At 44.9% G+C, this 14136-nt stretch carries 9 protein-coding genes; 8 read left to right on the top strand and 1 reads right to left on the bottom strand.

Annotation, left to right across the window (positions count from 1 at the left end):
- The first annotated feature begins 115 nt into the window (after nucleotides 1-115).
- The 6 genes from aroK (at nucleotide 116) to ABYU67_RS03030 (ending at nucleotide 11455) form a co-directional block, all read left to right on the top strand.
- Nucleotides 116-670: a shikimate kinase AroK gene (aroK, locus tag ABYU67_RS03055; protein WP_372843543.1), complete on the top strand. Its 555-nt coding sequence runs from the start codon at nucleotides 116-118 to the stop codon at nucleotides 668-670.
- An 81-nt stretch (nucleotides 671-751) separates the two neighbouring features.
- The gene (gene aroB / locus ABYU67_RS03050) at nucleotides 752-1873 is read left to right on the top strand and encodes a 3-dehydroquinate synthase (RefSeq protein WP_372843542.1); all 1122 of its coding nucleotides are present in this window, start codon (nucleotides 752-754) and stop codon (nucleotides 1871-1873) included.
- A gap of 176 nt (nucleotides 1874-2049) precedes the next feature.
- Nucleotides 2050-3177: a hypothetical protein gene (locus ABYU67_RS03045; RefSeq protein ID WP_372843541.1), complete on the top strand. Its 1128-nt coding sequence runs from the start codon at nucleotides 2050-2052 to the stop codon at nucleotides 3175-3177.
- A 796-nt stretch (nucleotides 3178-3973) separates the two neighbouring features.
- The gene (gene gltB / locus ABYU67_RS03040) at nucleotides 3974-8437 is read left to right on the top strand and encodes a glutamate synthase large subunit (protein ID WP_372843540.1); all 4464 of its coding nucleotides are present in this window, start codon (nucleotides 3974-3976) and stop codon (nucleotides 8435-8437) included.
- Between the two features lie 192 nt (nucleotides 8438-8629).
- Nucleotides 8630-10051, top strand: coding sequence for a glutamate synthase subunit beta (locus ABYU67_RS03035; protein WP_372843539.1), 1422 nt, complete (start codon nucleotides 8630-8632; stop codon nucleotides 10049-10051).
- A gap of 159 nt (nucleotides 10052-10210) precedes the next feature.
- Nucleotides 10211-11455 (top strand): FUSC family protein, encoded by a 1245-nt coding sequence (locus ABYU67_RS03030; RefSeq protein ID WP_372843538.1) that lies wholly within the window; start codon nucleotides 10211-10213, stop codon nucleotides 11453-11455.
- A 127-nt stretch (nucleotides 11456-11582) separates the two neighbouring features.
- On the opposite strand, the gene ABYU67_RS03025 is transcribed toward ABYU67_RS03030, so the two are convergent.
- Nucleotides 11583-12707, bottom strand: coding sequence for a PotD/PotF family extracellular solute-binding protein (locus ABYU67_RS03025; RefSeq protein WP_372843537.1), 1125 nt, complete (start codon nucleotides 12705-12707; stop codon nucleotides 11583-11585).
- A 283-nt stretch (nucleotides 12708-12990) separates the two neighbouring features.
- Here ABYU67_RS03025 and ABYU67_RS03020 point away from each other — a divergent pair, with 283 nt between their 5' ends.
- Together ABYU67_RS03020 and ABYU67_RS03015 are read left to right on the top strand one after the other, a co-directional pair.
- Nucleotides 12991-13782 carry a 3-oxoacyl-ACP reductase gene (locus ABYU67_RS03020; RefSeq protein WP_372843536.1) on the top strand — a complete coding sequence of 264 codons (792 nt, stop codon included), beginning with the start codon at nucleotides 12991-12993 and terminating at the stop codon, nucleotides 13780-13782.
- Nucleotides 13783-13841: 59 nt separating this feature from the next.
- Nucleotides 13842-14105: a hypothetical protein gene (locus tag ABYU67_RS03015; protein ID WP_372843535.1), complete on the top strand. Its 264-nt coding sequence runs from the start codon at nucleotides 13842-13844 to the stop codon at nucleotides 14103-14105.
- Nucleotides 14106-14136 lie beyond the last annotated feature (31 nt).

The following is a 14136-nucleotide window of genomic DNA, read 5'->3' as shown; positions in this document are numbered from 1 at the left end:
TTTTTTAATGGTTGATTTTTACGCTGGCAAGGATTTTACTAACAATAATCACAGCGCATTACTAGCCAGAATATCAATGACGTTGTATCATACCTAATTTAGCTGAGTGAGTGCTATGGTTGAGGAATTACCGTCGGTATTTTTGGTAGGGCCGATGGGAGCAGGGAAGACCACAATCGGTAGATTATTGGCAAAGCAGCTCGGGCGAACGTTTGTAGACAGTGATTGGTATATCGAGTCGCAGACTGGTGCCGATATTGCTTGGATATTCGCCAAAGAAGGTGAAGCGGGCTTTCGCGAACGAGAAACGCGCGCAATTGATGAGCTGACCCAGCAATCGCAGATTGTCCTAGCGACAGGTGGCGGTGCGGTCATGGCAGCTGAAAATCGTGAATTTCTAAAGCAGCGCGGTATCGTTATTTATCTAAATGCACCTGTTGATGTGCAAATGGCTCGTACTGCTAAAGACAAATCACGCCCATTATTACAACAGCCAAACCCCAGAAAAATACTACAAGGTTTATATAGCGCGCGAGATCCCTTATACAGGGAAGTGGCGCATATCATCATGCCGACAGGGCATACCTATCCACGGCACATGGTCAATCAATTATTACATCAGCTTAACGCATTTTGTATCTCTACCGATTCAGAGCCCAAAAAAGACTGATGTTAAAAAATGATTGGTATAATCAATGATAGCAAATAGTTAGTGAATTAACTTTTATTCATAAGACTTTAGGAGATTTTCATGACATCGCCACTGTTCCATGCTGACTTGACAGTACATACGCACAGTCATGACTATCCTATCGTCATCACTGAAAACCCACTAGCAGAAAACCGCAGTATGGCAAGCCAAGTTGCGCCTTATATTACCGGTCAACAGGTATTGATCGTTACCAATGGAACCATTGCCCCGCTTTATCTAAAAGCCCTGCAGCAGCCACTAGAAGCACAATTTACTGTACAGGTTTGTGTGCTGCCAGATGGTGAGCAATATAAAAATCAGTCAAGTATCAATCAGATTTATGATGTATTGATGGCCGCGCATTTCAATCGTGATGTGACCTTGATTGCGCTTGGTGGTGGTGTGGTCGGTGATATGACAGGATTTGCAGCGGCAAGCTTTATGCGCGGCGTCAATTTTATTCAGATACCAACGACCTTGCTCTCGCAAGTAGACTCAAGTGTCGGCGGTAAAACCGGTATCAATCATCCGCAAGGCAAAAACATGATTGGTGCATTCTGGCAGCCACAAATGGTATTGGCTGACATGAGTACGCTCAAAACCCTGCCAGCGCGCGAGTTGTCAGCAGGCCTTGCTGAAGTCATCAAATATGCGCTGATTATGGATGCAGATTTTTTGACTTGGCTTGAGCACAATCTGCCTGCGATGATGGTCTTGGATTTGGCGGTACTTGGTGAAGCAGTGAAGCGCTGCTGCCAGTACAAAGCTGAGGTGGTGGCGCAAGATGAACGAGAATCAGGCGTACGCGCACTATTAAACTTTGGTCATACCTTCGGTCATGTGATTGAGACTCATGAAGGTTATGGCAATTGGTTACATGGTGAGGCGGTTGCGGCAGGCATGGTACAAGCGGCTGAGCTGTCGCAGAAAATCGGCTGGCTGACAAGCGATGAGGTTGCTCGCGTTAAACGCATCTTATCGTTGGCCAATTTACCGATCACGCCGCCGCCTATCAAGGTTCAGACAGCACTTGATTTGATGGGTCATGATAAAAAAGTGAAACACGGACAAATCCGTCTTATTTTGTTAAAATCATTAGGTAAAGCGGTACTAACCAATGACTTTGACCCGCATCTGCTTACCGATGTGCTTGCGATGCATGCACCGCAAGCGATGATATAACATCTATTGCAAATAACTATGAGCAGTTGGCTGTTTTTAAGATAGATTTTAAGAAAGAAATAGCACAGTGCTAGCAGTGATAATTTTCTTGCTTTTAACAGACTGTATACTGCTTAATTTTATCTATATGATTTTTATGACCTTATCCTAAGCACATCTTTACCAAGGACACCCCCATGGCAGCATCTCGCTCGACGACTCGCACCGCGAGCCAATTCTATCGCCGTCAAGCATTGATCTGGCTGATAGCGACTCTGATGTTGGGCGTGTCGACGGCTTTGGTCTGGATGTTTAGCCAAACGCCAGCGATGGGTGCCAAGATAGAAAACGCGCCCATAGCAGCGCCGAAAGCTTTAAGTGCAGAGCTTGAGCAGCCATTAAAAATTGAGTCGTTGCATGAGCTTGATACCGATGTACAGCCAATCAGCTTTGATGAAACGGTTCGTGATTTGCGCAGCTACCCTGATGAGTTTAAAGATAAACGTTATCTGCTTGCCAATAAGGGCAAGTGGACCGTACAGGTTATGAATGTCGCTGAAAATGATGTGATTGTGAGTTATCTAGAAGGGCGTGAAGACCGTAGCAAGTTTACATACTTTCGCTATCTTGATGAAAACAAGCAAGTGCGTTATATGCTAACATATGGCTTGATGGGTAGTCCACAAGAGGCAGTCGGTGCGGCTAAGCTGATAGATTTTGAGCTACCTGCCAACGTGCGCGTATTGCCTGAAGAGATCAATCGCTACGTTAGTATCATCGATAATTACGAGCGCCCTGATCCTGTAAAAGATCTGAGCACCAAACGCACTCGTGCCGTCAATCTGCGTCCAACCAAGCGCGAGGTGCCGTTACGTCAGAAAACATCAACGGAAAATAACAGCGAGCAAATCGCAAGCAGTGCGAACAACCGTACTCCTCAAGAATCAACCAATAGCAGTGCGCCTGAAAGCATACGTCAATCCGCTGATACCTCTGATACTTTAACCGTTAATGAGGAGCGTATTTTTGGTATGGAAGAACAAGGTTCTACTGCCTCAGGATCTAAGAATACTGAAGGTAATGCAGCGAAGAAACCGCCTGTGGTTGCCACGCCCAAGCCGCCAGCTGCCAGTACCAATAATGCCAATACTAATAACGGCAATAACGCAAATGCTAATTCTAATAATGCCAATGCGGCCAATGCTGCTAACAAAAATCAGAATACAGGCGCGGCGAATAAGAATGTTAATAATAGCTCTAACAATGCAGCACCAAAAGCCAAAAATGACAGCATAAAAGAGCTGATAGAAGAAAAGAAAGAGTAATTCTAAGTAAGAATATGCATGAATAAGCCCACTAAACACTATAGTGGGCTTTTTTTATGAATTATTTATTTATGGATTTTAATGTCTTATATAACCATTAATAATATAAACGCTTACAAAATCTGATGGATGAATGGACAGAAAAGACTAGATTTTTTGTCAATCATTCACTAAGATAAGGATGGGTGACGTTCTGTATAGTTATCGTAAATGGTCATTTATGAGCCAATTATCTGATCAGATTTTATCATATATAAGATAAGCGATTAACAGGAATTACCATATCTCAAGCGCTGCCACTTGCTAACGGGCTATTACTTATCCAATCTAGCCTGTATGTCGCAAATGGCGCAAACTCTCTTATTATCATCCTTATTAGGATTGTTAAGGCGCTTGAATATAGGCGTCTTATATTCACATTTAATGGATAAACTGCGTTTTTTCAGCCACTTGCCATTTTACTCTTTAACGATTATAAGATTCATATTGAAACCTATAACCAGCATAAAATCGACAAGTAATCGCGCTGAAGTGCTTGGTAACTTAAATTTATGATGAATACGGCGTTATTGATCAAGGTTATCTGGCAAACCGCGTTAAATTGATGTCTTAACTGACGCTAGGATGCATGGCACTTTGATAATTTTTTATCATACCCCGTGCACTGGCAATAATTTCTCTGCTCGCGCTTTATTTATCCGGATATGTAAATATAATCCAGCCCGTTCTGCTTGCGGAGAATGGTTTGTGCATCACATTGGTTGCATAGACTGCCGCTCACTTAAAAGGACCAGCTATGTCAATGATTTCCTCCCATACGCATTTGGCCTCGCCAGATGATTTTTCTGACAATTGTGGCTTTGGTTTGATTGCTCATATTGAAGGTCAAGCCAGTCATGACTTGGTGAAAACAGCCATTCATAGCCTTAGTTGCATGACCCATCGTGGCGGCGTTGCTGCTGATGGCAAAACCGGTGATGGTTGTGGTTTATTATTAGCGACACCCGTTGCTTTTTTTAAAGAGATTGCAGCAGAGCAACAGTTTACAATAACGGATAATTTTGCAGTAGGGATGGTATTCGTTAATCCAGATATGGCAATGGCCGAGCATAGCCAACAAGTTTTAAATGAAGAGCTTACTGCGCAAGGCTTAGAAGTAGCAGGCTGGCGCGATGTACCGCTTGATTTAACTATTGTCGGTGAGATTGGTCGTCAGACACTACCAGATTTTAAGCAAGTATTTGTCAATGAGCTAGAAGGCTTGTCTGCAGATGATTTTAACCGTAAGCTGTTTGTCGCCCGTAAAAAAGCCGAGCAGCGCTTGGTTGATGATGAGCTATTTTATGTCTGCTCACTGAGCTGTCAGACCATTATCTACAAAGGTTTGGTGATGCCATCAGATCTGCCAGCTTTCTTTTTAGATTTACAAGATGCGCGTTTGGCATCGCACATTGTGGTATTCCATCAGCGCTTCTCAACCAATACGTTACCGCGCTGGCCACTAGCTCAGCCCTTTCGCTATCTGGCGCATAACGGTGAGCTAAATACCATCTCGGGTAACCGCAGCTGGTCTGAGGCGCGTACGCCAAAATTAAAATCAGATAAACTGCCCAATTTGAATGAGCTAACGCCACTGGTTAATAGCAGTGGCTCAGATTCATCTAGCTTAGACAATATGCTAGAAGTCTTGATGTCAGGCGGTATGAGTTTGTTCCATTCGATGTCGATTTTGGTGCCACCAGCATGGCAAAATGTCGATAGCATGGATATGGACTTGCGGGCGTTTTATGAGTTTTACTCACAGCACATGGAAGCATGGGATGGTCCGGCGGGTCTTGTGATTCAAGATGGTCGCTATGCCGTTTGTATGCTGGATAGAAACGGATTGCGTCCATCACGTTGGGTGACGACAAAGAATGGCTATATTACGGTTGCCTCAGAGGTCGGGGTTTGGGACTATCAGCCAAAAGATGTCTTGGCAAAAGGTCGTGTTGGACCGGGTCAAATGCTGGTTATTGATACCCAAACCGGTCAAATTATGGACACCAAAGCCATTGCGACCTTACTTAAAAAAGCGCATCCATATCGTAAATGGTTACGTGAAGAGGCGACCCGTATCCGTGATGATGAGCGCTTAGAAGAAGAGCTCGCAGCGCAAGCATGTCGCGGCGAGCCGCTCAAAGCGTTGCAAAAGATGTATCACATCACCAATGAAGAGCGTACAGAAATCATCCGTCCTAATGCCGAAAACGCGCAAGAGCCAGTTGGTTCGATGGGTGATGATACGCCAATGGCTGTGCTGTCGCAGCAAATTCGCCATGTTGGTGATTTCTTCCGTCAACAGTTTGCACAGGTGACCAATCCACCGATTGATCCGCTACGTGAAGCTATCGTCATGTCGTTACAGACTTGCCTTGGTGCTGAGACCAATGTGTTTGCACCATCAGCGAGAGACGCCCATCGCCTTATCCTGTCATCGCCAGTATTGTCAGCAAGTAAGATGCAGCAACTTGCAACCTTGGATGATCCTGCCTTTAAGATGGCACGTATCGACCTAAATTATGATCGTACATTAGAGCTGTCCGCCGCCATTATCGCGATCTGTGAGCAAGTTGCTAGCAGTATTCGCGCGGGTTATACCTTGATTGTCTTATCTGATAAAGATATCGCGGTAGATAAAGTCCCTGCCAACGCTATAATGGTCACAGGGGCGGTGCATCATTATCTGATTGCCCAAGGTATTCGTACCGATGCCAATTTAATTATCGAAACTGGTCTAGCGCGTGACTCACATCAAGTAGCGGTACTGATTGGCTTTGGTGCGACCTGCGTCTATCCGTATCTTGCTTATGATGTCATCGATGATTTGGTTGCGACGGGTGAACTGCTTGGTGATCCGATTCAGGCACGGGTAAATTTCCGTAAAGGCTTGGATAAAGGTCTGCTGAAGATTTTATCAAAAATGGGTATCTCTACCATTGTCTCGTATCGCGGCGCGCAGTTATTTGAAGCGGTTGGTCTGTCTGAAGAAGTGGTTAACCTATGCTTTAAAGGCGTGCAAAGCCGTATTAAAGGTGCAACCTTTGCAGATTTGGCAGCAGATCAAGCTCAGCTTGCGGCAAATGCCTTTAAGCGCCGTGCACCCCTTGACCAAGGCGGCTTATTAAAATTTGTCTTTAATAAAGAGTATCATGCCTTTAATCCTGATGTGATTAATAGTCTACACCTAGCGGTACGAACGGGTAATTATGACAATTACCGTCAATATGCAGAAATCGTCAATAGCCGTCCGGTTGCCACTTTGCGAGATTTATTACAGCTTAAAACCGACAATCCGCTTGAAGTAGACGAGGTTGAAGATATCTCAGCTATTTTGTCACGTTTTGACTCCGCTGGTATGTCGCTAGGTGCGCTATCGCCAGAAGCGCATGAAGCGATCGCGATCGCTATGAATACCATTGGCGGTCGCTCAAACTCAGGTGAGGGCGGTGAAGACCCTGTCCGTTATGGCACCTTACGTAACTCAAAAATCAAGCAAATCGCTTCTGGTCGTTTTGGGGTCACACCCGCCTATTTGCGTTCAGCCGAGGTTATGCAGATCAAGGTTGCTCAAGGGGCAAAACCGGGTGAAGGTGGTCAGCTGCCGGGCGGTAAGGTCAATGCTTTGATTGCGCGACTGCGTTATTCAGTGCCGGGTGTGACGCTCATATCACCGCCGCCGCATCATGATATTTATTCGATTGAGGATCTGGCGCAGCTGATTTTTGATCTTAAACAAGTCAATCCTGATGCCTTAGTTTCGGTCAAGTTGGTTTCACGCCCAGGCGTTGGTACGATTGCGACGGGTGTGGCAAAAGCTTACGCTGATTTGATTACCATCTCAGGTTATGACGGCGGTACGGCAGCATCGCCACTGTCCTCTATCCATCATGCTGGCTCGCCTTGGGAGTTAGGTCTTGCTGAAACCCATCAATCACTACGGGTGAATGGCTTACGTCATAAGGTTCGTATCCAAACCGATGGCGGTCTAAAGACAGGACTTGATGTGGTCAAAGCGGCGATTCTTGGTGCGGAAAGCTTTGGCTTTGGTACCACGCCGATGATAGCAGTCGGCTGCAAATACCTGCGTATTTGCCATTTAAACAACTGTCCAACGGGCGTTGCTACGCAAAAAGCCCAGCTACGCGATGATCATTTCATCGGTGAAGCTGAGATGCTGATCAACTTCTTTAAATTTGTCGCAACTGAAACCCGCGAATGGCTTGCCAAGCTTGGTGTACGTACGATGGAAGAGTTGGTTGGACGTACGGACTTGCTTGATATATTAGAAGGCAACACGACTAAGCAGCAGCATCTCGATTTATCGCCTTTATTATTTAGCCATCCTGCTAGTAGCGGCAAAGCGCAAACGTGTCAGGTTGCGCGTAATGAGCCATTTGATAAGGGCTTACTTGCTGAGCAAATGATCAGCGATATGCTGCTTAATATTCGTCAAGGTAATGGCGGCGACTATAGTTATCATATTGGTAACTGTGATCGCTCGATTGGCGCGCGTATTTCGGGCGAGATTGCAGAGGTATGGGGCAATCTTGGCATGAGTGACAAACCTATTAAGCTGCACTTGACCGGCACAGCAGGTCAAAGTTTGGGTGTGTGGAACGCTGGCGGCCTGCATATTGAGCTTGAAGGCGATGCCAATGACTATGTCGGTAAAGGCATGGCGGGTGGCGAGATTGTGATTTATCCACCGAATGATTCTAGCTTTGTGACGCAAGATACTGCTATTGTCGGTAATACATGCTTGTATGGCGCGACAGGTGGCAAATTATATGCCGCAGGTACGGCAGGGGAGCGTTTTGGTGTTCGTAACTCTGGTGCTCATGCGGTGATCGAAGGTACAGGCGATCATTGCTGTGAGTATATGACTGGCGGCATCATTACCATACTTGGGCGCACCGGTCTCAACTTTGGCGCAGGGATGACGGGCGGCTTTGCTTATGTACTCGATTTGGAAGGGGACTTCTTTGATCGCTGCAACCATGAGCTGATTGACTTAAATCGTATCTCAAGCGAGCAGATGGAAAGCCACCGTATCTACTTACAGCACGTTATCGAGCAGCATGTCGATAAAACGGGTAGCGCATGGGGTCAGACGATATTGGCGGATTTTGAACATTACGCACGTAAGTTCTACTTGGTTAAGCCAAAAGCGGCAAACGTTGCAACATTGCTAAAAACCACGACCGCTGATCCACAATAATTGATCTGATTTATTGATAGCGCTGCGGAACCTACAGATATCATAAGTACATAGCGCTATTTTAAAGAGGAATTTATAGATGTTTTGAGCAGGTAAATGACCGTCAGTATCCGTAAATTTGCCTCGTTGAGGCTACAGATATGGGCGGTCGTTAGCCACGATAAAAGACCCCTATATAAAAGAGACAATACCATGGCAAAACGCTTAGAAAATAGTTTTCAGTTTTTAGATGTACCACGGGTTGAGCCGATCAAAAAAGACATTGCGACTCGTTCAACGGAGTTTGTTGAAATTTATCAGCCGTTTGAAAACGAATCAGTAGCACAGCAGTCGCACCGTTGTCTTGAATGCGGCAATCCATACTGTGAATGGAAGTGCCCCGTACATAACTACATTCCTAATTGGCTAAAGCTTGCCGCAGAAGGGCAGATTTTCCAAGCGGCAGAGTTGTGTCATCAAACCAATACTTTGCCTGAAGTCTGCGGACGTGTGTGCCCGCAAGACCGCTTATGTGAAGGCGCTTGTACGCTTAACGATGGTTTTGGTGCGGTAACGATTGGTAATGTTGAAAAATATATCAATGACACCGCTTTTGCCCTCGGCTGGCGTCCTGATATGTCAAATGTCGTTTGGACAGATAAAAAAGTTGCCATCATTGGCGCCGGTCCTGCCGGACTTGGGTGTGCGGATATCTTGGTTAGAAATGGCGTCAAACCGGTTATCTTTGATAAACGCCCAGAAATAGGTGGTTTATTAACCTTTGGTATCCCAGAGTTTAAAATGGAAAAAGACGTCATGCGTAACCGCCGTGTCATCTTTGAGGGCATGGGTATGGAGTTTCGTCTTGAGACAGAAATCGGTACCGATGTCACTATTGATGAGCTGCTTAGCGAATATGATGCGGTATTTATGGGTATGGGTACTTATACCTATATGCGCGGCGGTTTTGCTGGTGAAGAGTTAGAAGGTGTTTATGACGCCTTAGATTACTTGATTGCCAACGTCAATCGCTGTAATGATTGGGAAAAAGACCCAACAGAATATATCGACTTTAAAGGTAAAAAAGTGGTGGTGCTTGGTGGCGGTGATACCGCAATGGATTGTAACCGTACCAGTATCCGCCAAGGTGCACATCAGGTGGTCTGTGCTTATCGCCGTGATGAGGAAAATATGCCCGGCTCACGTCGTGAAGTGGTCAATGCCCGCGAGGAGGGCGTCGAGTTTCTATTTAACCGTCAGCCAACTGAAATCATCGGTCTCAATGGCAAGGTCAACGCGGTTAAAGTCATCACGACCCAACTGGGTGCGCCAGATGAGAACGGTCGTCAGTATCCTGAGCCAATTGCCAACTCAGAGGAGATTATCCCCTGTGATGCAGTGATTATGGCATTTGGTTTTCGCCCAAGCCCCGCTGATTGGTTTGAATCGCAGCAGGTTGCTATGGATACATCTGGTCGAGTGCTGGCCGCAGAAAAACAAACCTTTAAATTCCAAACCAATAATCCCAAAATCTTTGCCGGTGGCGATATGGTTCGTGGCTCTGATTTGGTCGTTACTGCCATCTGGGAAGGTCGTGAGGCAGCTGAAGGTATTTTAGATTATTTAGAAGTGTAGTAATCAGTCTGATTGACAGCCAAATGCTCGCTTACGGTGCTTTTCTCTGCCGATGTGATAGCATGCTCATGCTTTGACACTTAACGTCTTTTATCTTTTAATAGGTAAAAGGCGTTATTTTTATAGATTTTTTACTTTTAATTTGTTTAATCATAAGAGATGTCCTGCGTGAAACCGACTATCTGGCAGCGATTTACCGCACCGCTTATTGAACCTTATGCACGCTATCAGCATGCTGATGTGTTACATGCCATCCGCTTGGGCGTGGCTATTCTCGTCGCATTATTGGTCAATAAGCTCACGCATTTGCCACATGGTGAGTGGACGACCATTACTGTGTTCGTGATCTTAGGTTTATTACAGTATCAAGGGGCGATTTATACCAAGGCAAAAGAGCGCATATTAGGGACTTTGCTTGGGGTTGGAGTCGGTCTAAGTTTTCTGTGGCTGATTCAGGATATCGGTGGTTTTCTGTGGCTATACTATATATTAATTAGTGTTATTAGCGGCATTATTGGTTATGTAGCTGTGAAGCAGCTTGGCTATATTGGTTTACTCACGGGCATTACGATGCTGATGATTGTCTCAAGCCCCGAGCACAGCAATATTGCCCAAGACGGTCTTTACCGTGCCTTTAATATCTTGATTGGGGCAGGCGTTGCAGTCGCGGCAACTCTGATTTTACCGCTAAAATCGACGTTAATGTGGCGATTTTTATTGGCAAGTAACCTTGAAACGTGCAGCAACTTGTATGCAGGGGTTGGCAATCATATCGATTCTGAAGTTCTGGTGCCAAAGCCGTTTAAATATACCAAAGCGACCAGTTCAGCCAGTATTATTTACCCAGCAAGCAGCTCTGTACCTGATACCCCAGTCAATAAATCTTTGGTAAAAGCTTTACAAAAAATCAATAAGCGCCTGCTAGCCGTGCGTCCGCATATCGCTGCCACTGCCAGCGAATCAGGAATCAGTAAAGAGACGTTAGAGACGATTCAGCGTACGCACCGTAATATTATTGGTACGATTGATTTGTTATTAAGTGCGGCGCCGCGCTTGGCCAATATCGAGATTGATGATGAAAATCATATCTTACTGATCCACTATCAGCATGAGTTGACACAAGCGATGCAGCATATGGCAGCAGTATTGCGTAGCCCAAATGACGAAGTCTTTCGTCCCATTACCCGCATTGCGGTATCAGAATATCCAAGCGTAGAAAATTTAGGCTTTGAGTGGCAAGGCTACTTTTGGTTGACCCAAACCTTACAAGTGCAATTGCAGCAGCTCAGTGACTTATTACAGGCGACTAAACCGCAATGGTTTGCAGCCTCCGGTCTGCGCTACCAGCGCCGTGAGCAGCGCCGCATTGAACATAAAGGTAGCGAAACCGATTTGCACTTATAAATAGAAAAACAAATAAAAGACAAATAAAAAACGCTGTCTTAAATCGTCAGCGTTTTTTTATGACCGTCATGACTAAAGATAGCTATTAACCATCAGCCATTTATCCTCATATTTTAACCAATAAGAATTAACGACCGGTTTTGAGCTTATCCCAATACTGCTGATAAATTTGCAATGCTTCATCGCCAACATCTTCTTGGAACTCAGCTTTTGCTAGCACATCTTTACTTGGATAAATGGTTGGATTGTTTTTGACCTCATCTGGCATCATCTCACGGGCTGCACTATTGGGCGACGCATAACCTATCTCTTCACTAACGATTTTAGAGTTCTCTGGACGCAATAGATAGTCTATAAACTTGTGCGCCGCGTCGACCTGCTTGGCATTTTTAGGAATGACAAAGTTGTCCATCCAAAGAATAGCGCCCTCAGTTGGATATTTATATACCAAGCTGGTCAAACCTTCGTTATTGGCGATGATAGCTTCACCATTCCAGCTCATACCGACGCTGGTTTCACCTTCCATATATGGCATACGTGAGGCATCTGAGTTAAAGGTTTTGACATTTGGCATCAAGGTTGTGAGCTTCTCATAAGCGGCTTTGATCTCATCAGGATTTTTACTGTTGCCAGAGTAGCCAAGGGTCAATAGCGCCATGCCAAATACTTCACGCATATCATTCATTAGCATGACTTGTCCTTTATACTCAGGACGCCATAAGTCATTCCAGCTATTGACCGTAGCTGGATCGACAATCTCGCCATTGATAGCAAGTCCGGTGCTGCCCCACATATAAGGAATCGAGTATTTGTTTTCTGGGTCAACCTTGGTATTGGTAAACGAGGTATCAAGATTTTTAAAGTTACTCAATTTAGACTTATCAAGTTCTTGTAACAGACCCTCTTTTGCCATTTTTTCGACATAATAGGTCGATGGAATTGCTAAGTCATATTGGCTAGAGTCATCAAGCAGTTTTAGCTTAGCATACATGGCTTCATTAGAGTCAAAGGTGGTGTAATTGACTTTGATGCCAGTCTCTTCAGTAAAACCATCAAGAATCTCTTGCGGCATATACTCTGACCAATTATAAAGGTTAAGCGTCACATCAGTGGTCGCCGCTCCATCGGTAGACGCGTTATCAGATTTGCTACAGCCAGTAATAGCGAGCCCGATAGCAGCGCATAGCAATATTTTAGGCAGTGCTTTAATAGAGGCGCGAGTAGAGCAATTGGATGAAGATAAATGGGACAAGATAGCTCTCCTAAACAAGATAAGTAAGTTAAAAATAGGCGCATGATACAGATATGGTGCGGTTATGGTTATGATGCGCGGCAATTTAAAGGGCAGCAATTTAAAGGTTAATAATTCAAAGAGTAATGGCTTAAATGGGTTCGGCGTTAACCAATGCTAGAAATACTGCTCGCGAAATGATCTCCATCAATCATGCTATGATAAGCGTGATTTGGTCTTTAGCCAGCGCTTTCTAAGTATAGTCATACTCTAACCATAACATAATAATAAAGAATACAACATCATGGCTCAAACCGTTATTCCAGCATTCCTTACGGAGAAAGTCGCCATCGTCACAGGTGCCAGTCGTGGACTTGGTGCGCAAATTGCTCTGCAGATGGCAACAGCAGGCGCAAGCGTTTGCGTCAATTATTTACATAGTAAAGCAGCGGCTGAAAAGGTTGTTGCTGATATTGAAGCAGCAGGCGGGCGTGCTTTTGCCTACCAAGGTGATGTGACTGATTTGGTACAAATGCAAGCAATGGCAGCAGAAGTTATAGAACGCTTTGAAGGTATTGATATCTTGGTCAACAATGCTTTGCCAAGCTATCAGTTTAATCCAAGTGCTGATTACACCAGTATTGAGACGGTCGAATGGTCGCATTTTTCTCAGCAAATTGACGGCATTGTGAAAGGGGCGGTCAATACTGTGCAAGCGGTACTACCGCAAATGAAAACCCAGCAGATGGGTAAGATTATCAATATCTCAACCAACTTAGTCTATAATCCAGTGGTCACTTATTATGACTATACCACCGCAAAATCTGCGCTCATTGGTCTAACACGCAATTTAGCGGCGGAGCTTGGGCAATACGGCATTCGGGTGAACTTACTAGCAGGTGGACTATTAAAAACCACTGACGCGAGTCAATTAACCACTGAAGAAGTGTTTGACTATATCGCCACGACCACGCCATTACGCCAAGCAACCTCAGTTGCCGACTTTGCCAATTCCGTATTGCTGATGGCATCTGATTTGAGCGCGGCAATTACTGGTCAGTCAATTGCGGTTGACGGTGGTCTGACCATGCCATAATTGCTTTATGGTTAAATAAGCTTGAGCTGTACATGATTTAACTACCTAAGAGAAGTTATATGAGTAACCGTAAAATCGCTGGCATCGTTACTGCCGTGCTAGGACTGAGCGCCATTATTGCTTTTTTTAATAATGGTATGGATACGCCCATCTTAACTTGGCCATTAGAAGCTTATCTTGGCGTGGCATTCACGCTTGGCTGGTTGACCAGTATGCCCACGTTTTTGGCTTATTTACTGGCGGCATTGATATTTATTTTGCTTGCAATAGGGTTTTATAAGTTGGGTATCTGGGTTTATGGGTTAGTAGCGGGCCGAAGTTAAATGACTAGGTAAACAGCAGGCGAATATTAAA

This window comes from Psychrobacter sp. (assembly GCF_041554015.1).
In the GTDB taxonomy this organism is placed as follows: domain Bacteria; phylum Pseudomonadota; class Gammaproteobacteria; order Pseudomonadales; family Moraxellaceae; genus Psychrobacter.
The sequence above is the reverse complement of the archived record's forward strand: the minus strand, read 5'-3'. Positions and strand labels throughout refer to the sequence as shown.